This is a genomic window from Pseudonocardia sp. DxW, assembly GCF_058448985.1.
The window spans coordinates 1-19,825 of the sequence record NZ_JBZFLK010000020.1; the positions used below are offsets into that span (position 1 = coordinate 1).

Annotated in this window: 20 protein-coding genes and 1 tRNA gene; 9 read left to right on the forward strand and 12 right to left on the reverse strand. The window is 74.5% G+C overall.

Annotated features, from left to right (window positions below):
• Positions 1-205: 205 nt before the first annotated feature.
• Positions 206-277, reverse strand: a tRNA-Asn gene (locus ACVJO7_RS26110).
• A gap of 174 nt (positions 278-451) precedes the next feature.
• On the opposite strand from ACVJO7_RS26110, the gene ACVJO7_RS26115 reads away from it, so the two are divergent.
• A complete protein-coding gene (locus ACVJO7_RS26115; protein WP_358482736.1) occupies positions 452-652 on the forward strand; it encodes a hypothetical protein in 201 nt (66 codons plus the stop codon).
• A gap of 19 nt (positions 653-671) precedes the next feature.
• Here the strand turns inward: ACVJO7_RS26115 and ACVJO7_RS26120 are convergent, their stop codons facing one another.
• From ACVJO7_RS26120 to ACVJO7_RS26140, 5 genes are all read right to left on the reverse strand, one after another.
• The gene (locus ACVJO7_RS26120; protein ID WP_491675068.1) at positions 672-1,442 is read right to left on the reverse strand and encodes a trans-aconitate 2-methyltransferase; all 771 of its coding nucleotides are present in this window, start codon (positions 1,440-1,442) and stop codon (positions 672-674) included.
• Positions 1,439-1,954 carry a hypothetical protein gene (locus tag ACVJO7_RS26125; protein ID WP_358482731.1) on the reverse strand — a complete coding sequence of 172 codons (516 nt, stop codon included), beginning with the start codon at positions 1,952-1,954 and terminating at the stop codon, positions 1,439-1,441. Before ACVJO7_RS26125 ends, ACVJO7_RS26120 begins: the two co-directional genes overlap by 4 nt.
• Complete coding sequence (gene dnaG / locus ACVJO7_RS26130; RefSeq protein WP_344020129.1) at positions 1,951-3,816, reverse strand: DNA primase; 1,866 nt, start codon at positions 3,814-3,816, stop codon at positions 1,951-1,953. Before dnaG ends, ACVJO7_RS26125 begins: the two co-directional genes overlap by 4 nt.
• A gap of 24 nt (positions 3,817-3,840) precedes the next feature.
• A complete protein-coding gene (locus tag ACVJO7_RS26135) occupies positions 3,841-4,779 on the reverse strand; it encodes a DMT family transporter (RefSeq protein ID WP_491675069.1) in 939 nt (312 codons plus the stop codon).
• Positions 4,780-4,915: 136 nt separating this feature from the next.
• A complete protein-coding gene (locus ACVJO7_RS26140) occupies positions 4,916-5,179 on the reverse strand; it encodes a hypothetical protein (RefSeq protein ID WP_491675070.1) in 264 nt (87 codons plus the stop codon).
• 111 nt (positions 5,180-5,290) lie between these two features.
• On the opposite strand from ACVJO7_RS26140, the gene ACVJO7_RS26145 reads away from it, so the two are divergent.
• The 3 genes from ACVJO7_RS26145 (at position 5,291) to sigJ (ending at position 7,534) form a co-directional block, all read left to right on the forward strand.
• Complete coding sequence (locus tag ACVJO7_RS26145; protein WP_344020135.1) at positions 5,291-5,662, forward strand: helix-turn-helix domain-containing protein; 372 nt, start codon at positions 5,291-5,293, stop codon at positions 5,660-5,662.
• A 143-nt stretch (positions 5,663-5,805) separates the two neighbouring features.
• The gene (locus ACVJO7_RS26150; protein ID WP_344020137.1) at positions 5,806-6,252 is read left to right on the forward strand and encodes an Hsp20/alpha crystallin family protein; all 447 of its coding nucleotides are present in this window, start codon (positions 5,806-5,808) and stop codon (positions 6,250-6,252) included.
• Between the two features lie 43 nt (positions 6,253-6,295).
• Positions 6,296-7,534: an RNA polymerase sigma factor SigJ gene (sigJ, locus tag ACVJO7_RS26155; RefSeq protein ID WP_491675071.1), complete on the forward strand. Its 1,239-nt coding sequence runs from the start codon at positions 6,296-6,298 to the stop codon at positions 7,532-7,534.
• Here sigJ and ACVJO7_RS26160 read toward each other — a convergent pair.
• Entirely contained in the window at positions 7,501-8,091 is a 591-nt protein-coding gene (locus ACVJO7_RS26160; RefSeq protein WP_344020141.1) for a carboxymuconolactone decarboxylase family protein, read from the reverse strand. The genes sigJ and ACVJO7_RS26160 overlap by 34 nt on opposite strands.
• A gap of 301 nt (positions 8,092-8,392) precedes the next feature.
• Here ACVJO7_RS26160 and ACVJO7_RS26165 point away from each other — a divergent pair, with 301 nt between their 5' ends.
• Both ACVJO7_RS26165 and ACVJO7_RS26170 read left to right on the forward strand, forming a co-directional pair.
• The gene (locus ACVJO7_RS26165; RefSeq protein WP_491675072.1) at positions 8,393-9,265 is read left to right on the forward strand and encodes an HNH endonuclease family protein; all 873 of its coding nucleotides are present in this window, start codon (positions 8,393-8,395) and stop codon (positions 9,263-9,265) included.
• Between the two features lie 47 nt (positions 9,266-9,312).
• Positions 9,313-10,029 carry a YwaF family protein gene (locus ACVJO7_RS26170; RefSeq protein WP_491675073.1) on the forward strand — a complete coding sequence of 239 codons (717 nt, stop codon included), beginning with the start codon at positions 9,313-9,315 and terminating at the stop codon, positions 10,027-10,029.
• 10 nt (positions 10,030-10,039) lie between these two features.
• On the opposite strand, the gene ACVJO7_RS26175 is transcribed toward ACVJO7_RS26170, so the two are convergent.
• Together ACVJO7_RS26175 and ACVJO7_RS26180 are read right to left on the reverse strand one after the other, a co-directional pair.
• Entirely contained in the window at positions 10,040-11,449 is a 1,410-nt protein-coding gene (locus ACVJO7_RS26175; protein ID WP_491675074.1) for a sodium:solute symporter family protein, read from the reverse strand.
• Between the two features lie 45 nt (positions 11,450-11,494).
• Complete coding sequence (locus tag ACVJO7_RS26180) at positions 11,495-12,526, reverse strand: MurR/RpiR family transcriptional regulator (RefSeq protein WP_491675075.1); 1,032 nt, start codon at positions 12,524-12,526, stop codon at positions 11,495-11,497.
• Positions 12,527-12,603: 77 nt separating this feature from the next.
• On the opposite strand from ACVJO7_RS26180, the gene ACVJO7_RS26185 reads away from it, so the two are divergent.
• Complete coding sequence (locus tag ACVJO7_RS26185) at positions 12,604-13,860, forward strand: metal-dependent hydrolase family protein (RefSeq protein WP_491675076.1); 1,257 nt, start codon at positions 12,604-12,606, stop codon at positions 13,858-13,860.
• A gap of 57 nt (positions 13,861-13,917) precedes the next feature.
• Here ACVJO7_RS26185 and ACVJO7_RS26190 read toward each other — a convergent pair whose 3' ends face one another.
• From ACVJO7_RS26190 to ACVJO7_RS26200, 3 genes are all read right to left on the reverse strand, one after another.
• Positions 13,918-15,213, reverse strand: coding sequence for a deoxyguanosinetriphosphate triphosphohydrolase (locus ACVJO7_RS26190; RefSeq protein WP_491675167.1), 1,296 nt, complete (start codon positions 15,211-15,213; stop codon positions 13,918-13,920).
• Positions 15,214-15,316: 103 nt separating this feature from the next.
• On the reverse strand, positions 15,317-15,934 hold the full coding sequence (locus ACVJO7_RS26195) for a YdcF family protein (protein ID WP_491675168.1): 618 nt from the start codon (positions 15,932-15,934) through the stop codon (positions 15,317-15,319).
• Positions 15,935-16,038: 104 nt separating this feature from the next.
• A complete protein-coding gene (locus ACVJO7_RS26200) occupies positions 16,039-17,079 on the reverse strand; it encodes an XdhC family protein (RefSeq protein WP_491675077.1) in 1,041 nt (346 codons plus the stop codon).
• Positions 17,080-17,417: 338 nt separating this feature from the next.
• Between ACVJO7_RS26200 and ACVJO7_RS26205 the strand changes: the two genes are divergently transcribed.
• Positions 17,418-18,830, forward strand: a complete 1,413-nt coding sequence (locus tag ACVJO7_RS26205; protein WP_491675078.1) for a hemolysin family protein — start codon at positions 17,418-17,420, stop codon at positions 18,828-18,830.
• A complete protein-coding gene (locus ACVJO7_RS26210; RefSeq protein WP_491675079.1) occupies positions 18,827-19,816 on the forward strand; it encodes a hemolysin family protein in 990 nt (329 codons plus the stop codon). The genes ACVJO7_RS26205 and ACVJO7_RS26210 overlap by 4 nt, the downstream gene beginning before the upstream one ends.
• Positions 19,817-19,825: the final 9 nt, after the last annotated feature.

Here is a 19,825-nt window from a genome sequence, read left to right on the forward strand (position 1 = left end):
CAAGATCCGGTCCTGCCCGAGCCGGGCCGCCGAGCTCGTCGCCGCAGTTCAGACCCTCATGATCGCCAACGGATGATCAGGTTGGCAAAGGCTCAGTGACAGCCCTGGCGGCGGCCGAGGTGTGGGAAAGCAGGAATGTAAGCGGAAAGTAAGAAGCCGATCAGTCTGAGTACTGACCGACTGACCGGCTGACCTGCGGGAAGTGCTCCTCCGATTGGACTCGAACCAATAACCGCCCGATTAACAGTCGGGTGCTCTGCCATTGAGCTACGGAGGACCGTTCACGCCGCCCGAACCCTCGTCCCGGCGACGGACAGGACTCTACAACACGCTCCGGAGCGCCTCGGCAACCCCCCGTTCGGCCGCCGTTACCGCAGGTCGAGCCGGGATCCGGGTGCCGCACGACGGTCCCCGGCGGTCCGGGTACGGTCGCGGTCGGGAGGTGAGGGGAATGGTCAGGTTCCTCGTGGGGGTTGCCGTCGGGTACGTCCTCGGCACCAGAGCCGGGCGTGAGCGCTACGAGCAGCTCGTCCGCGCCTACCATCGCACCGTCGATCATCCCGCGGTCCAGGGCGCCGCGGGCGTCGCGCAGGCCGGGGTCGAGAACGTGGTGGGCAGGATCGGCGGCGAGCGCCGCGACGGCGAGAGCTGACGCGGGCCGGCGGCGCGGGTCAGCGGCGCCGGGCCACCGCGAACACCCGGCGGAACGGGAAACGGGTCCGGCCGTCGGGACCCGGCGGGTAGGCCGCCCGCAGGCGGGGCGCGAGCTCACCGACGAACCGGGCGTAGCCGGCGTCGTCGAGGGCGTCCCGGACCGGCCGCAGCGCGGTGCCCTCGATCCAGCGCAGGACGGCATCGTCGCCGTCCAGCGCGTGCAGGTAGGTCGTCTCCCAGACGTCGGCGTCGGCGCCGGCCGCGGACAGCAGCTCGGCGTAGCCGGCCGGATCGAGCACCGTCCCGGCAGCGCGGAGCGCGAGCCGGTCCCGCCACTGCGGCTGCGCGGCGAGCTCCCGGATCAGCACGTGCGACGGTGCGCCGAAGTTGCCCGGCACCTGCACCGCGAGCCAGGCGCCCGGCCGGAGCGCGGCCAGCCAGCGCCGCAGCACGTCGTCGTGCCCGGGCACCCACTGGAGCACCGCGTTGCTGACGATCGCCCCGGTGTCCGGCGCCGGTGTCCACTCGCGGACGTCGGCCGGTACCGCGTCGACGCCTGCGGCGCGGGCCGCACGGACCATCTCCGGCGAGGAGTCGAACGCCTCGACGGCCGCACCGGGGAACCGGGCGGCCAGCAGCCCGGTGAGGTGGCCGGGCCCGCACCCGGCGTCGACCACCCGGGGCAGGGCCGGATCGAGCGGCCCGATCTGCGCGACGAGATCGACGAACGGGCGCGACCGGTGATCGTCGAACGCCCGGTAGAGCGCCGGTTCCCAGGTCGGGTTCACGGGCTTCCGGGCAGCCGATCCGCCAGCCCCTCGGCGAGCCGGCGGGCGGCGACCGGGTCGGTGCCGGCGTCCGGACGGACCTGCAGGACCAGCCCGTCCCGGCCGGGCACCTTGCGCTGCAGCACCCAGGCCCCTCCCCCGGGCAGCTCGCGCCGGTTGCGGGTGCGGATGGACTGGGTGACCCGCTCGTGCACCGCCTGCGGCACCTTCCCCGGCTCGGTCAGCCGGTACCGGACCGGGCGGGAGTCGGTCAGCAGCTCGACGGCCGGCCCGACCTGCTCGGCGACCGTCGGCGTCACCACCAGCGAGGTCTTGTCCCAGGCGGCCTTGGCGATCTCGTGCCAGCCGATCCGCTCACCGGACGGCGGCCACACCCCCCAGGAGGTGACGACGAGCATCCCGCCGCCGGACACCTCGGCCGTCGCGACGACGGCCTCCTCGTCGGCGAGGTTGTCCGCGACCGCGTCCGGCACCGGATCGCGGCCGAACAACCGGCTCCACAGCCCCGTCACGACGCCACCCCCGATGCCTGTTCGCGGAGCGCGATCCGGTACTGCTCGAGCGGGACGAGCACGCCGAACAGCTCGTTGTACTCCTCGACGTCGGTGGTCGCGTTGGTCCGCTGCAGCTGCGACTTCAGGTCGGCGATCTCCCGCTCGACCAGGCCGAGCCGCACCCCGGCCAGCACGCCGTTGACGTAGCGCACCTCGTCGGTGTTCCGCTTGGGCAGCTCCAGATCCTCCACCGCCATCTCGCTGACCAGCCGCTTCACGTCCTCGGTCGCCACCTGCGCGACAACGGCGTCGAGCCACTCCGGGCCGTCCAGCCCGGACTGGACCCCACCGGCGGCCATGATCGCCCGGTGCACCGCCGCGAACTGCGGGTGCGTGAACCCGGCCTCGGGCAGCTCGTCGAACCCGGGCCCGACGACGCCGGGGATCTGCAGCGCCGCCTTCAGCGCCTCCCGCTGCAGGTGCAGCCGGGCGTCGCCGCGGGGCGGCGCGGGCGGCGCGGCCCGGCGCCGGGACCGGCCCTCGACCGGGGCGCCCGCGGTCTCCCGCACCCGGCGCACGACGACGGCGATGTCGTCCCAGCCGACCCAGCCGGCGAGCCGGCGGGCGTACTCGTCGCGCAGGTCCTCTCGCTTGATCCGGGCGACCAGCGGGACGGTGCGCTGCAGCGCCGCGACCCGGCCCTCGGCCGAGCTGAGGTCGTGCGAGCGGAGCTCGGTGCGGATCGCGAACTCGAACAGCGGCTCGCGCCGGGCGACCAGGTCCTTGACGGCCGCGTCGCCGTGGTTGTTGCGCAGGTCGCACGGGTCCTGCCCGTCCGGGGCGACGGCGACGAAGGTCTGCGCGGCGAAACTCTGGTCCCCCTCGAACGCCTTCATCGCGGCGCTCTGACCTGCGGCGTCGCCGTCGAAGGTGTAGATGACCTCGCCGCGGTCGAACGAGTCGTCGCCGATCAGCCTGCGGATGACCGAGACGTGCTCGGAGCCGAACGCCGTCCCGCAGGACGCGACCGCGGTCGGCACCCCGGCCAGGTGCATCGCCATCACGTCGGTGTACCCCTCGACGACGACGACCTGCCGCGACTTCGCGATCTCCCGCTTGGCCAGGTCCAGGCCGAACAGCACGTGCGTCTTGCGGTAGACCGGCGTCTCGGAGGTGTTGAGGTACTTGGCCTCGATGCCGTCGTCGTCGAACAGCCGCCGCGCCCCGAACCCGACGACGTCACCGCCGAGATCGCGGATCGGCCACAGCAGCCGCCGGTGGAACCGGTCGATCGCGCCGCGCCTGCCCTCCTTGGAGATCCCGGACTTGATCAGCTCCTCGAGCTGGAAGCCCTGGCCGAGCAGGTGCTTGGTCACGGTGTCCCAGCCGGCCGGGGCGTAGCCGCAGCCGAACGTCTCGGCGGCGGCGTCGTCGAACCCGCGCTCGGCCAGGAACTGGACGGCGGCCCGGCCGGCCGGGGTGCGCAGCTGCTCGGCGTAGAACTCGGCGGCCTTCTTGTTGATCTCCAGCAGACGGCTGCGGGTGCCGCGGTCGCGCTGCACCGACGAGCCGCCGCCCTCGTAGGTGAGCCGGACGCCGCACCGGTCGGCGAGCCGCTCGACCGCCTCGGGGAAGCCGACCATCTCCATCTTCATGATGAAGTCGATGACGCTGCCGTGCTCGCCGCAGCCGAAGCAGTGGAAGGTGCCGTGCGAGGGCCGGACCGTGAACGACGGCGACTTCTCGTCGTGGAACGGGCACAGGCCCTTCAGCGAGCCGGCGCCGGCGCGGCGCAGCGCCACGTACTCCTCGACGATCTCCTCGATCCGGGTGCGGTTGCGGACCTCGGTGATGTCTGAGTCCCGGATCCGTCCCGCCACGGGGACGATTCTAGGCGCGCCCGGTCAGGGTGGTGGGACGGCGGCCCCCGCCGCTACCGGCTCGGCGTCGCGTCCCGGCCGGTCCCGGCCCCACCGCCCGGGGAACCTGCCCAGGCCGACGAACATCCCGACCAGCGCGATCGCCAGGCCGAGCACCGCCTGCGCGGTGAGCGGCTCCCCCAGCACCGGGACCGCGGTGAGCGCGGTCGTCGCGGGCACCAGGTTCAGCAGCGACGACACGTACACCGTCGACCGCCAGCGCAGCAGCAGGAACATCAGCACGAACGCGCCCGCCGAGTTGATCACCCCGAGCCAGACCACCGCCAGCCAGCCGCCGGCCGTCGGCGGCAGCCAGGCCACCCCGAGGAACGGGAACGCCGCCAGGGTGGCGACCAGCGAGGTCGCCATCTGCACGACCACGCTCGTCACGACGGGGGTGCGGTCGTTGAACCGCTTCTGGTAGAGCGTCCCGGCGGTCAGCGCGAGCATGCCGAGCACCGGGAACACGACGCTCCAGCCCAGGCCGCCGCCGAGGTCGTCGGCCAGGACGACGTACACGCCGGTCGCCCCGATCAGCAGGCCGATCACCGGAGCGGGGCCGAGCCGGGTCGCGAGCAGCAGCGGGGTGAGCAGCCCGACCAGCAGCGGCGCCATGCCGAGGATCAGGCTGGACAGCCCGGCGGGCACCCCGGAGGCGAGCCCGGAGTAGACGAACGAGAACTGTCCGACCTGCAGCAGCAGCGCGGTGACGGCGAGATGCGGCCAGGCCCGGCCGACCGGCAGCGCGGGCCGCAGCACCGCCGCGGCCGCCAGCATCACGGCCAGCGCGATCACGAACCGCCACAGCAGGACCGCGGGGACCTCCAGATGGCCGGTGGCGATCTTGCCCGCGATGAATCCGGACGCCCAGAGCGGGACGAACAGCACGCTCAGTGCGGGCACCAGCCAGCGGGAACGGGTCACCGACCCACTCCATCGCGTTGCTAACGAGGTGGCAAGCCGAGGAGACCCGGGCCTCACCCGCACGGGCGGGGCCGACCGCGGCCCGACCGCGGCCCGACCGCGGCCCGGCCGCGCTCAGACCGGACTCAGACCCGGCTCAGACCGCGGTCAGGTCGCGGCCCGGTCGCGCCACCCGCCGGTCCGGCTCCGCACGGTTCCGGCGGGCGGCGGCCCACTCGTCGTACACGGCCAGCACGGCGGTCGCGAGCGGGATCAGCACCAGGGCCGCCACCACCCACACGACGTCCTCGCCCCGGTCGATCCACTCCACCGGGGTCCTCGCACCGAGCACCACCCACAACACCGCGGCCGCGGCGGCCAGGACCAGCAGCGGAAGCACCGCCCGCAACACCCTCGCCATCCCCTCCTCCTCGCCAGCACGTCACCGACACGACGTTATCTATAGTTGTAGCGGTAGATTTACCTCATCGGCAACTTCACCACCGGTACATCACCGGGAGAACGGAGACGCATGGGACTGGACCGGCTCGACGACCCCGACTACCCGTCGATGGCGATGGGCGAGGCCGCCCACGTCCTCGACGTCGAGCCGGCCTTCCTGCGCAGCCTCGACAGCGCGGGCATCGTCAGCCCGCACCGCTCGACGGGCGGACACCGACGCTACTCCCGCCGCCAGCTCGAACACGCGGCCAGGCTGCGCGAGCTGCTCGACGACGGACACTCCCTGGAGTCGGCGTCCTGCATCGACCAGCTGCGCTCGGACCTGACCGCGAGCGAGTCACAGCTCCACGCGGCGCACGCGGAGGTCGACCGGCTGCGGCGGGCGATCGAGGACCTCGGCGGATCGAGCGGGACGACGGCACCATCGGATCGGCAGCCTTGACAGTCGAAAATCTATAGTGCAGACTTGAGTTACGTCAGAGCACACCGGCTCTGACCATCGGAGAAGGAGACACGACACAGTCGGCCGGACCGCGGTTCCGCTGGCGCGGGCCCCGACCGGCCGCTGGGAAGGGGTGGTTCGACATGCTGATGCGGACTGATCCGTTCCGCGCACTGGACCGGCTCGCCGCGCAGGCCCTCGACGCGGGCGGGACCTGGTCCCGGCCGGCCGCGATGCCGATGGACGCCTGGCGCCACGGCGACGAGTTCGTGGTCGAGTTCGATCTTCCCGGCATCGACCCCGACGCGGTGGAGCTGTCGGTCGAGCGCAACACGCTGACCGTCAGGGCCGAGCGTCGACCGGCCGGTGCCGCCAACGCCGACCAGGTCGAGTGGGTCGCCTCCGAGCGCACCTACGGCGTCTACTCGCGCCAGCTGTTCCTCGGCGAGAACCTCGACACCGCCAACATCCACGCCTCGTACGAAGCCGGGGTGCTGCGCATCCGGATCCCGGTCGCCGAGTCGGCGAAGCCGCGCACGATCGCGATCGCGTCCGGGCACTCCACCGACCGCACGCAGATCAACGCCTGATCCCGGTCGCCCGCAGCGACCGGACGTGAGGGAGGTGGTGGAGGTGACCGCCGATCCCGCACCGACGCCCACGACGATCCCGGCCCCCGGGGACGCCGACGGCATCGGGCCCCGGATCGACGCGGTCTTCGACGAGGAGTTCCTGGCGGTCGTCGCCGCCTCCGGGCCGTGGCCCACCGGCACGGCCCCGCGGCGGGCGAGCGGGCGCGGGCGCCGGCCGGTCCGGGTCGGCACCCGGCCCCGTCCACCCGGGTCGCAGCACGGCGTCCGGCCCGCCGGGCGCCGCCGGCCGGCGGGCGGCCGGCACCGGCTCCGGCCCGACCAGCGATCTCCTCCGCAGGCCCGCGTGCACCGACCGGCACCGCCCGGGCGGGTCCGTCCCACGACCCGCCCGGGCCCGATCCCTCGTACCGTCGTCGGGGTGTCCGATCTCGCCGCGGCCTTCGAGACGCACCGGCCGCACCTGGTCGGCGTCGGCTACCGGATCACCGGGAGCCTCGCCGACGCCGAGGACGCCGCCCAGGAGGCGTGGCTGCGGCTGTCCCGGCTGCCCGATCCCGGCGCGGTCCGCGACCTGCGCGGCTGGCTGACCACCGCCGTCGCCCGGCTCTGCCTGGACCGGCTCCGGTCGGCCGCCGCCCGCCGCGAGCAGCACGTCGGCCCGTGGCTGCCGGAACCGGTCGTCGGCGGGGCCGATCCCGCGCTGGACGCCGTGCTGCGGGCCGACGACGTCCGGATGGCCGCGATGCTGGTGCTCGAACGGCTCTCCCCCGACCAGCGGGTCGCGTTCGTCCTGCACGAGGCGCTCGACCTGCCGTTCGCCGAGATCGCCGGGGTGCTCGGCTGTACCGAGGCCGCCGCCCGGCAGCGGGCGTCGCGGGCCCGTCAGGTGCTCGCCGACGCGCCCGTTCCGCCACCGGTCCCGGACGCCGAGGCCGCCCGCGTCCTGGCCCGCTTCGGCGCCGCACTGGCCACCGGCGACGCCCGCGCCGTCGCCGAGGTGCTGCACCCGGACGTCGTGTTCGTCTCCGACGGCGGCGGTGCCGTCCGGGCCGCCCTGCACCCGGTGCACGGCCCGGCGAAGGTGGCCCGGCTGCTGGTCGGGCTGGCCGGCCGCGGCGACCTGCCCGCCCGGCTGCGCCCGGCGACGGTCAACGGCGCCCCCGGCTGGCTGCTGCCCGGCCCGGACGGCGACCCGCCCGCGGCGGCCGCCGCCGTCGCGGTGCGGGACGGCCGGATCGTCGCGATCTACGGCGTGCTGGACCCGTCCAAGCTCCGGTGACCGGCCGGGACCGCGCACGCCGCGTCGAATCCCTGGTCGGTGATGCCGAGCGCGTGGTTGGCCCGGGCCCGCATGTTCTCGACCGCGATCATCTGGGTCAGCTCGACGAGCCCGGCCCGGCCGAACTCCCGTTCCAGCTCGGCCACCTGGTCGTCGGTGACGGTCATCGGCTGGGCGGTCATCGCGTCGGCGTAGCCGATCGCGAGCCGCTCGGCCGGGCTGAAGTGCGGGCTGGTCGGGTACTCGTCGATGTGCCTGAGCCGGTCCACGTCCAGGCCGGAGAGCCGCTGCAGCATGGTGCCGAAGTCGACGCACCAGGAGCAGCCGACGACGGTCGCCGTCCGGTAGACGGCGATCTCCCGGACGCCCGCCGGGAGCAGGGTCGCCGCCCGCTCCCAGCCGAGCTCGCTGACCACCGACGCCCAGAACAGCCGGCGATGGTGCCGGGCGACGGCGAACGGCTCGGGCACGGACCCGTAGCGGCGGCGGGCGATGCGGTAGGCGAGACGGCCGAGCGGGCCTGCGTCGGCGTCGGTGACGGCGGGGATGCGGGGCACGGGAACCTCCCGGGTTCGTGCGGACGGGTCACCGGTGGGACGGGACGGGCCGGCGATTCGTGACGGCCGCGCTCGTGACCTGTCTCACGACGCGGTCCGGCGCCGGGCCCGAACCCGGCCGGCGGACCGAGCGCCGCCCGACCGGCGGCTCGAAACGCCTGCACGACACGGTTGCGCGCGGCTGCGCGAGCGGTCCCGGCGCGGCTGCGCGCACGGTCCGTGTGCGACCGGGCGGCCGGCGTGAAGAATCCCCCGGCGTGTCCGGCGCGGTCCCGGCGTTCGCGATCGCGATCATCGTCGGGTGCGTGCTCGGGTCGATGTCGTCGCGGTGCTGGCGGCGGTTCTGGTGCTGGCCGGGTGTGGTGCCCCCGGATCGTTCGTGGACGTCTGGGCCGCCGGGCCCGGCACTCCGACCGTGGACACCGAGATCACCGACCCGGACGGCCCGCACGGCCAGCGCGGCACGGCCCGGTGGGCTCCCGCCGGCGACGCGGACGCGGCGGGTGGCGCGGTCCGGGCGGACGGGTCGGGCGGGACCGGCGGCACCAACGGCGCCGAGGCGGCCGGGAACGCCCTCGCCGTGCTCGGGACCCTCGAGGTCAAGGGCCGCGCACCGAAGACCGGGTACGCCCGCACCGAGTTCGGCCGCCGCTGGGCCGACATCGACCGGGACGGCTGCGACCAGCGCAACCAGGTGCTCGCCCGGGACATGGACCGGGAGACGTTCAAGGCCGGGACGAACGACTGTGTGGTGCTGACCGGCACCCTGCGCGACGCCTACACCGGGCAGACGATCTCGTTCACCCGCGGCCAGGGCACCAGCGAGCGGGTCCAGATCGACCACGTCGTCGCACTGTCGGACGCCTGGCAGAAGGGCGCCCAGCAGCTGGACGCCACCGCCCGCGAGCACATCGGCAACGACCCGCTGAACCTGATCGCGGTCGACGGCCCCACGAACAGCCGCAAGGGCGACGGCGACGCCGCCACCTGGCTCCCGCCGGACACCGGCTACCGGTGCGCCTACGTCGCGCGGCAGGTCGCGGTGAAGGCCAGGTACGACCTGTGGGTCACCGCCGCCGAGCGGGACGCCATCGCCCGGGTGCTGGGCAGCTGCCCGGACCGTTCGGTCCCGACCGACGCCGACGCGATGCTCCCGGCGGTCAGCCTGCGCTGAGCGCCGCCGGGTGGCGGCCCGGCCCGCACACCGGTAGAAGCGGAGGCGTGCAGCCGGACGACGACGTCTTCGTGCCCTACGGCACGACGCACTGGACGGCGCTGACGATCGGCGCGGCGGTCGCCGTGCTGCTGGTGCTCGCCGGGCGGCGGATGCGCGGGACCGCCACCCAGGTCACCACCGGCCGGGTGTTCGCGCTGGTGATCGTCGGCGTCCAGCTGTCGATGCAGGTCCGGCGGCTGCTCCCGGAGAACTGGGACCTCTACACCTCGCTGCCGCTGCAGCTCAGCGACCTCAGCTGGGTGGCCGCGGCGTACGCGCTGTGGACGCACCGCTGGTGGGCCTGCGCGCTGACCTACTACTGGGGCCTGACGCTCACCCCGCAGGCCCTCCTCACCCCGGCGCTGGACTCGCCGGACTTCCCGCGCATCGAGTTCCTGGACTTCTGGGCGCTGCACCTGTTCGTCACCTGGGCGGCGGTCTACCTGACCTGGGGCGTCGGGATCCGGCCGACCTGGCGCGGCATGCGCGCGACGGTCGCGGCGACCGTCGGCTGGGCGGTCGTGGCGTTCAGCGTGAACTCCTCGCTCGGGACCAACTACGGGTTCCTCAACCACAAGCCGTCGAACCCGTCGCTGCTCGACCTGCTGGGCCCGTGGCCGTGGTACCTGCTCGTGGAGTTCACGCTGGTGGTGGCCGGGTGGTGCCTGATCACCTGGCCGTGGACGCGCAGCCGGCAACGGGCGGACACCCGCGCCGGTTGATCCCGGCGGATCAGGCCGCCGCGGGTTCCTCGGCCGGCGCCACCCGGCGGGGGAACAGCAGCGCCGTGACCACCAGGGTCGCCAGTGCCGCGGGCAGCGACACCACGACCGAGTTCAGCTCCGACGCCCGGCCGGACACCTCCCACGCGACGGTCACCGCACCCCCGACCACGATCGTCGCGATCGCCGACACGGTGCCGGCCCGGCGCCAGAACAGCGCCGCCAGGATCACCGGGGTCAGCGCCGCGCCGTACATCGTGTAGGCGTACATCTGCAGTTCGAGCACCGTCGGGAAGAACTGGACCATCACGAAGGCCAGCACGGCGAGCAGCAGCACCGACGACCGCCCGACGGCGACCCCGAGCCGTCCCCCGGCGCGCTCGGGCCTGCCCAGGAAGACCAGGTCGTAGACGATGTTCGCCGAGCTGGTGAGCAGGTAGGACGAGCCGGTCGTGACGATCAGCGCGAACGCCCCGACCAGCAGCAGCCCACCGACGACCGGTGGCGTGAGGTCCCCACCGGCGAGCGCGAGCACCGCGGTGTCCGCCTCGATGCCCGGCAGCAGGAAGCTCGACGTCGAGGCCAGCAGCACGATCGGGGTGATCATCAGCAGCGCACCGCCGAAGAACAGCAGGGTCGCCCGGACCGCCGTCCGCGAGTCCCGCGCCGCGGAGAGGCGCTGGTGCATGTTCTGGTCGCCGAGGATCAGCAGGAACACCGGCAGGAAGTAGCCGAGCAGCGCCAGCGGCGGCAGGCCGCCGGTGATCGTGCTCAGCGCCGGGTCGAGCCGGTCGACGTAGCCGCCGAGGCCGCCGACGTCGGTGGCGAACAGGTAGACCAGGCACACGAACAGGCCGAGGACGACGAGCGCCGAGGACAGCGCATCGGTCCAGGCGACCGACTTCAGACCGCCGGACATCGACAGGACGGTGACCAGCACGGCGGCCACCACCGCGCCCTGGGTCTCCGAGACCGGCACCATCAGCGAGATGATGTATCCGGCGCCGGTGAACTGGTACGCCGTGATGCCCACGAATGCGATGATGATCATGACCGTGCCGACGTAGCGGGCGGCCGTCCCGTAGCGCTCCTGGAACAGCTCCGGCACGGTCCGGAAGCCGCCAGTGCGGACCCTCGTGACCAGGATCAGCAGGCAGAGAATGCCGATCAGCGTGCCGGCGAAGAAGAACAACCCGGGGATCGGACCGTAGGTGTAGACGAAGTTCGCCCCGCCGACGATGGAGCCGCTGCCGACGAACGTGGCGAGCATGGTCGCACCCAGCACCGTGGTCGACAGCGAGCGGCCGGCGAGCACGAAGTCCTCGCCGTCGCGCATCGCCGACGCCCGGGAGAACCGCAGGGCCACCACGGCCATGAAACCGAGATAGACCACCAGCAGGGTGACGTTCAGCGCGGACATGGCGGGATCGTAATTGCAATGTTCGTTGCAGTGAAGCCCCCGCGGTCACTCGTCCTCGACCACCCCCAGCGATTCCCACAGCTCGTCCAGCTCGGCGAGCCGGGCGCGGGTGGCAGCCGGCTCGGCGTCGGCGAGCAGCCGCAGGATCGTCTGGGTGACGCTGACCGCACAGACGATCGACGGCACGAACCCGCGCCCCTCGCTCGGCACCGCGATCACGACGTCGGCGAGCTCGGCGACCGCCGAGCGCCGGTCGACCACCGCGACCACGGTCGCGCCGGCCCGGCGGGCCACCTCCGCCGTCCGACGGACCGCCACCGAGGTGCGCCACAGGCTGAACGTCAGGAAGCAGTCGCCGGCACCGAGCAGCCGCGCACTGTTCAGCATCGCCGTCGCGGCGCCGTTCTGGACCGTGACGTCGTGCCCGATCATCTGTGCGACGTGCGCGAGCTGGATTCCCGGGGCGGCATAGGTGCCGGTGGCGAACACGACGGTCCGGCGGGCGGTGCGGATGACCTCGGCCGCCCGGTGCACGGCCGCCGGATCGACGCCGGCGAGCATGGTGCGCAGCAGGTGCACGTCGTGCCCGACAACCCGGTGCAGCACGTCCCCCGGATCGTCGCCCGGCGGCCCGCCACCGGTGCCACCTGCGGGCCCGCCCGGCACGCCGTCACCGACGCCGTCCCCGGGCCCGCCCGGCACGCCGCCACCCGCGGACCCGCCCGGCGCCCCGTCACCGGTCCCACCGTCGGGCCCGCCCGGCCGGCCCGGCGCACCGTCACCACCCGTCCCGCCGCCGGGCCCGGCGTACAGGTCGTAGATCCGGTCGACGGCCAGCGACGACAGGTAGCGGCTGCGCAGCTCGGTCGCGAAGTCCGGCCAGCCCCGGAACCCCACGGCCTGGGCGGCGCGTACCACGGTCGCCGGGTTCACCCCCGCCGCCCGGGCGACCGTGTGGGTGGAGGCGTAGGCGCACAGCTCGGGATCGGCCGCCGCCGCGTCGAGCACCGCGCGGACGCCGCGGCCGAGCGACCGCTCACCGGTCAGGCCGTCCAGCCACCGCCGCAGATCGGCCATCCGGTCGCCCCTCGCTTTCGTCGTCATCTGCAACATATACTGCAGTCACGTCGTCGCAACGTGTCGCTGGAGGCATCGTGCACCTGTCCCCCGTGCTGACCGCCGTCCGCAACGCCCGCGTCGTCGATCCCGGATCGGCGACGGTCAGCGAGCCGCGCGACATCCTGCTCCACGAGGGACGGATCACCGGGATCGCACCGCCGGGCACGGCCGGAACCGGCGCGGACGGGCTGGACGCCGGTGGCCGGATGGTCCTGCCGGGCCTGATCGATGCGCACGTGCACGTCACCGCGTCGACCGCGGATCTCGCCACGCTCGGGGACACCTCCCCGTACCTGGTCGCCGCGCACGCCCAGCGGTTGCTGCACGGCATGCTCGCCCGCGGGTTCACCACCGTGCGCGACGCCGCCGGGGCCGACCACGGGCTCGCCGAGGCGCTGGACCGGGGCCTGTTCGTCGGTCCCCGGCTGTACTTCGGTGGCAAGGCGCTGTCCCAGACCGGCGGGCACGGCGACGTACGCGGCCCCGGCACCCAGGTGCTCGACCGGCACGCCTGCTGCCCGCACCTGAGCGTCGTGTGCGACGGCGTGAGCGAGGTCCGCCGCGCAGCCCGCGACCAGCTCCGCACCGGCGCCGACCACGTCAAGGTCATGCTCTCCGGTGGGGTCGCGTCCCCGACCGACCGCGTCGACTCCACCCAGTTCTCCGACGAGGAGATCCGCGCGATCGTCGAGGAGGCCGAGGCCGCCGACCGCTACGTCCTCGGTCACGCCTACACCGCCCGCGCCGTCGATCGCGGGCTGCGGCTCGGGGTCCGGTCCATCGAGCACGGGAACCTGATCGACGCGGGCAGCGTGGCGCTGTTCCGCGAGCACGACGCGTACCTCGTGCCGACCCTGGTGACCTACGACCGGCTCGAGGCCGAAGGCGCCCGGCACGGCCTGCCCGTCGCGTCCCAGCGCAAGATCGGCCAGGTGCTCGCGGGCGGTCTCGACGCGCTGCGGCTGGCCACCGAGGGCGGGGTGAACGTCGTGTTCGGCACCGACCTGCTCGGCGAGATGCAGCAGCACCAGTCCACCGAGTTCCGCATCCGGGCCCGGGTGGTGTCCTCGGCCGAGGTGCTGCGCTCGGCGACGACGACGGCCGCCCGGCTGCTGCGCGCCGAGGGCGAGCTCGGGTTGGTCGCCCCCGGTGCGCACGCGGACCTGCTGGTCGTCGACGGGGATCCGCTCGACGACGTCACCGTGCTGGCCGATCCGGTACACGCCCTGCACGCGGTCGTCAAGGGGGGTCGTCCGGTCGTCGACGACGCCGGGCTCGTCGGGAGCGTCTGAGCACCGGCGGTCGGACCACCGCGCCGGCAGCTCAGGCCGCTCGGCGGCGCGGGGCACCTACCGGCATGCCCTCCGATGCCACGCGACGGCCTGCTGATCGGTGAGCAACGCGACCTGGTCGAGCACCACCCGCAGCCGGGCCCGGTCGTCCGGCGCGACGGCCCAGTCCTCGGCGCGGACCGGATCGAGCCCGGCCGGCCCGCGCGCGACCAGCGTCGCGACCAGCTCGTGCAGCAGCTCGCGCTGCCGGGCCTGCATCGCCAGCCGTTGCGGGTCGCTCATCACGTACCGGGTGGCGAGCTCCTTGAGCAGCACCACCTCGGCCTGCGCCTCGACCGGCACGACCAGGTCGGCGCGGTGCCGGGCGAGCGGCGCGTCGCCGTGGGCGTCGAGGGTGGCGTCGGTGGCGGCGAGCGCGAACCGGCCGACCAGCTCGCTGGTCATCCGCTTCATGGCGACCAGGTCGTCGCCGCCCGCGGTGCGCACGTCGAAGCCGTGCACCGCGCGGACCACCGGCAGCGCGTTCAGCTGCGCGGCCGCCTCGGCGCAGGCCTCGGCGTCGGTGCCGAACCGGCGGGCGGCCTCCGCGGCGAGCGCCTCCCGTTCGGACCGCGAGGACAGCACGGCCAGGTCCATCCGGCCGGCCAGCACCGCGTCCTCGACGTCGTGCACCGAGTAGGCGACGTCGTCGGCCCAGTCCATGACCTGCGCCTCCATGCAGCGCGCGCCGGGCCGGGCGCCGAGCCGCACCCATTCCAGGGCGGGCAGGTCGTCGACGTAGGCGCCGAACTTGCGCTCGGCGCCGCGCCGGGCCCACGGGTACTTCGTGGCGGCGTCCAGGGTCGCCCGGGTCAGGTTGAGCCCGCCGGGGCCGCGCCCGTCCGACGAGCGGGCCTTGGGCTCCAGCCGGGTCACGATCCGCAGCGTCTGCGCGTTGCCCTCGAACCCGCCGCAGGCGGCGCCCGCCTCGTCGAGCGCGCGCTCGCCGTTGTGCCCGAACGGCGGGTGGCCGATGTCGTGGGCGAGGCCGGCGGCGTCGACGACGTCCGGATCGAGGCCGAGCTCCTCGGCGATGCCGCGGCCGATCTGGGCGACCTCCAGCGAGTGCGTCAGCCGGGTGCGTGGGATGCCGGTGACCTCGGCGCCCTCCCCCGGCCCGACGACCTGGGTCTTCCCGGCGAGCCGGCGCAGCGCCGCCGAGTGCAGCACCCGGGCGCGGTCCCGGGAGAACGGGCTGCGCCGCTCCACCCGGCCGCGCTCCCCCAGGCCGGATCCCTTGGGCGGCTCGGGATGGCGCCGCTCGGCGTCGGCCGGGGTGTACCCGGGGGACGGCGCGACACCGGGCCGGGGCACCGACGAGATCCCCGGCGGCCCGGCCGGCCCGGCCTGCCCGGGCAGCACGGACGGCCCGGGTGTCCCGGGCGGCCCGGACAGCTCCGGCAGCTCGGCCACGGCCTCAGCCCTGCCCGGAGCTCGCCGTGTCGACCGAGGCGTGGGTCAGCGCGTAGAACAGCAGCGCCCCGGTCTCCCGGTAGATGTAGCGCAGCTGGGTCTCCCGGGTCTGCACGATCGGCCCGCTGCGGGTCGGCGACGTCCACGCCTCCAGCCCGGCGTCCCGCGCCATCGTGCGGGCCCGCAGGCTGTGCCACGGGTCGGACACCAGCAGCGCCGACGACCAGGCCTGCGACCGGGCGCTCGCGGCGACCGCCTGCAGGCTGCCGAGGGTGTCCGCGCCCTCCGGCACCGCCTCGACCGCCGACGCCGGGACCCCGCGGGCGACCAGCCAGTCCCGGCTGGCCTCGGCCTCGGTGTAGCGGTCGCCGGTGCGACCGCCGCCGACCGTGACGATCCGCGGGGCGACGCCGTCGGCGTAGAGCTGGGCGGCGTGCCGCAGCCGGGCGGCGAGCACCGCGCTCGGCTCCCCGTTGTACTGGGCGGCCCCCAGCACGACGACCGCGTCGACCGGGCGCTGGTCGTCGACCCGGGCGACCTGCCAGACCCGCAGCGCGGTCACGCCGACGACGGCGATCAGCATCACCAGCCCGCCGACCAGCAGCCGGGCCCCCCAGGTCATCCCGGTCCGGACCGGGCCGCGGGCCGGGGCCGGGCGGCCGCGGGCCGGGCCGCCGGGCGCCACCGGTGCCGCGCCGCCGAGGCCGCGGCGGGAGGAGGCTGCGCTCATCCGCCGATCCGTCCGGTCGAGCCCGCCAGCGCCGACGCCGACCGGCCGGCCCGCAGCGCGATCACCTGCGCGACGATCGACACCGCCGTCTCGGCCGGGGTGCGGGCGCCCAGGTCCAGCCCGACCGGGCCGTGGATCGCGGCGAACCCGGCGTCGTCGACACCGGCCGCGGCCAGCCGCTCCCGGCGGGCGGCCTGGGTACGGCGGGAACCGAGCGCGCCCAGGAAGCCGCGGCCGTGCGCCAGTCCCTCGAGCAGGATCGCGTCGAACGCCGGGGAGTGGTCGAGCAGGACCAGCACGTCGGCGTCGGTGAAGGCGGCGACCGCGGCCTGCGCGTCGGCCACCGTGGTGACGGTGCGCGCCGACCAGCCGAGCAGCCCGGCCTGCGCGTGCAGCGCGGCGCCCAGCGCACCCTCGCCGACCACCAGCAGCGACGGCACCGGCACCCACACGTCGACCAGCACCGGGGTGCCCGCGGCATCGCTCTGCTCGGTGGCGGTGGCGCCGCGGCGCAGCAGCGCGCGGGCCGCGGCGGTGGCCGCCTCGTCGACCGCGGGCGCGCCCAGCGACCCGTGCCCGGTCGCCAGGTCGGGCCCGGTCAGCACCAGCGCGGACGTGCCGTCGAGGGTGGACAGCAGGGCCGCGGGGCGGGCCGCCTCCAGCGCCTCGCCGAGTGCCGCGGCCGGGCCGGGCGGCAGCGGGTGCCCGAGCAGGGTGGCGCCGCCGGCGCAGGCCAGCCCGGCTTCCAGCGCGGAGGACTCGGCGACCCGGGTGTCGCGGACCGCCGCCGCACCCGCGGCCGCCTCGGCGGCCAGCGGACCGGCCGCGTCGTCCAGCGCGCCGAGGTAGAGCAGGCCGGCCAGCTCGCCGGCCGGGGTGCCGGCCAGCAGCTGGCCGGACTCGACCGAGCCGAAGCCGTGCCGCTCCAGCACCCGGACCACGCCGATCCCGGGCGCTCCGCCGGCCGCCCACCGGCTCAGGGCGGCGCCGAGCGCGCGGCGCGGATCGGCGGGGGGCTGGGACGGACCGGTGCTCACGGCCGCCAGGGTAGCGACGGGGACCGACATGTTCCGGAGGGGAGCGCGGCCGGCGGCGCCGGGGGACCTTCCGGGTCCGCCGCCGGGTCACAGGGCCGGGTCACGGGGCCGAGTCACAGTTCGGAGACACGTGAGGAGGCCGACACGACGAGTGCGGCGCGGAACCGTACTATTCCGGCACGCGTTGTACGCGTCGACGACACATCCGATCGCGAGTCAGGAGTCATGGACCCCAGCGACAGTCCCGGCGCCGTCCGGCACACACCCGGACGGCGACCCCGCATCGCCCTCGTTCCCGCCCGTACCCACGGGCCCGACCGCCGGGCGGTGACGCTCCGGTGATCGGCACGATCCTCGGAATTCTGCTCGGCATCCTGGTGGTCCTGGCGATCACCGCACTCACCGGCTACTTCGTGGCGCAGGAATTCGGCTACATGGCCGTCGACCGCTCCCGGCTCAAGGCCAAGGCGGCCGAGGGCGACACCGGAGCGATCCGCGCACTCGACATCACCCGGCGCACCTCGTTCATGCTGTCCGGCGCCCAGCTCGGCATCACCGTGACCGGCCTGCTGGTCGGTTACGTCGCCGAGCCGCTGATCGGCAACGGCATCGGCGAGCTGCTCGGCGTGGTCAACGTGCCGAGCGGCATCGGCGTCGCGATCGGCATCACGTTCGCGCTGCTGCTCGCCACCGTCGTCCAGATGGTCTTCGGTGAGCTGTTCCCGAAGAACCTGGCGATCGCCCGGCCGGAGCCCGTGGCGCGCTGGCTGGCGCTGTCCACGAAGACCTACCTGGCGATCTTCGGCTGGATCATCAAGCTGTTCGACGCCGCGTCCAACCTGCTGCTGCGCGCGCTGCGGATCGAGCCGGTGCACGACGTCGAGCACTCGGCCACCCCGCGCGACCTGGAAGCGATCATTGACGACTCGCGCGACTCGGGCGATCTCGCCCCGGAGTTCGCCGTCCTGCTGGACCGGGTCGTCGACTTCACCGACCGGACGGCGCGGGCCGCGATGATCCCGCGCCCGCGGGTGTCCTGGGTGCGCGACGACGCCACCGTGGAGAGCCTGATCGGCCAGATGGCCGTCCAGCACTCCCGCTACCCGGTGCTCGGGACGCCGCCCGACGCGGCCGACCCGGACAATGCGATGGAGCTGGTCGGCGTCGTCTGCCTCAAGGACGTGCTGGCCCTGTCCGAGCGCACCGACCTGGGTGGCCGCGGCGCGGCCGACGTCCTGGTCTCGGAGCTGATGCGGGCGCCGGTGCTGGTGCCGTCCTCGCTGCCGCTGCCGCAGGTGATGGCCCGGCTGCGGGAGGAGGGCGAGGAGCTCGCCTGCGTGCTCGACGAGTACGGCGGCCTGGCCGGCGTCATCACCGTCGAGGACGTGGCCGAGGAGCTGGTCGGCGAGATCACCGACGAGCACGACCAGGCGGGCACCGACCAGGCCCGGCAGGCCGAGGACGGCTGGGTGGTGCCGGGCGACCGGCACGTCGACGAGGTCGGCAGGCTGATCGACGCCGAGCTGCCCGAGGGCGACTACCAGACCGTCGGCGGCCTGGTGATGGCCGAGCTGCAGCGGCTCCCGGAGCCGGGTGACGAGATCGTCGTCATGATCCCGGCCGAGAGCCCCGACGACCCGCCCCGGGCGCTGCGGATCAGCGTCCAGGAGGTGGACCGGCGGGTCCCGTCCGCGGTGCACCTGGTGTGGACCGAGCCCGCCGGGGCCGATGAGCAGGAGGTGCGGGCATGAGCGTCACCTCGATCGTCGTCTCCATCGCCCTGGTCGGGCTGAGCGCGTTCTTCGTGGCGGTGGAGTTCGCACTCGTCGCCGCCCGGAACTACCGGCTGGAGGAGGCCGCGCAGACCTCGGCGTCGGCGCGCGCCGCACTGCGCAGCGCGAAGGACCTGTCGCTGCTGCTGGCCGGCTCCCAGCTGGGCATCACGCTGTGCACGCTGGGGCTCGGTGCGGTCGCGAAACCGGCCGTCGAGTACGCCCTGCGGCCGGTGCTGGAGGGATGGGGGCTGGCCTCCGGCATCGCCGCGGTCCTGTCGTTCATCCTGTCGCTGATCGTGGTCACCTTCGTCCACCTGGTGGTGGGCGAGATGGCGCCGAAGTCCTGGGCGATCTCGCACCCGGAGCGTTCGGCGATCATGCTGGCGATCCCGATGCGCGGCTTCATGGTGCTGACCCGGCCGATCCTGGTGCTGCTCAACGGCCTGGCGAACCGCTGCCTGCGGGCGGTCGGCGTCGAACCGGTCGACGAGATGGCCTCCGGCCGCAACGCCGACGACCTGCGCGAGCTGGTCGACCACTCGGCGAAGACCGGTGCGCTGGACCAGGAGCGGCGCGACCAGCTGGTCACCGCGCTGGAGCTGGAGCGGACGCCGCTGAGCGAGCTGGCGCACGAGCCCTCCGGGGTGGCGGCTGACGACGACGCCAGCACCGTCCAGGAGACCGCCCGGCGGACCGGCCACCTGCGGCTGATCGTCCGGGACGGGGACACCCCGATCGGCTACGTGCACGTGCGGGACACGCTGACCCGCGAGCCCGGCACCCGGGCCCGCGAGCTGATGCGGCCCGTCCTCACGCTCCCGGCGGACACCCGCTACAACGCGGCGGTGAACACGATGCGCGAGCAGCGTGCGCACCTGGCGCTGGTGGAGTCCGACGGCGACCTGATCGGCATCATCACGCTGTCCGACCTGGTGGAGCGGCTGCTGCCCGAGCCGGTGTAGCACCCGCGG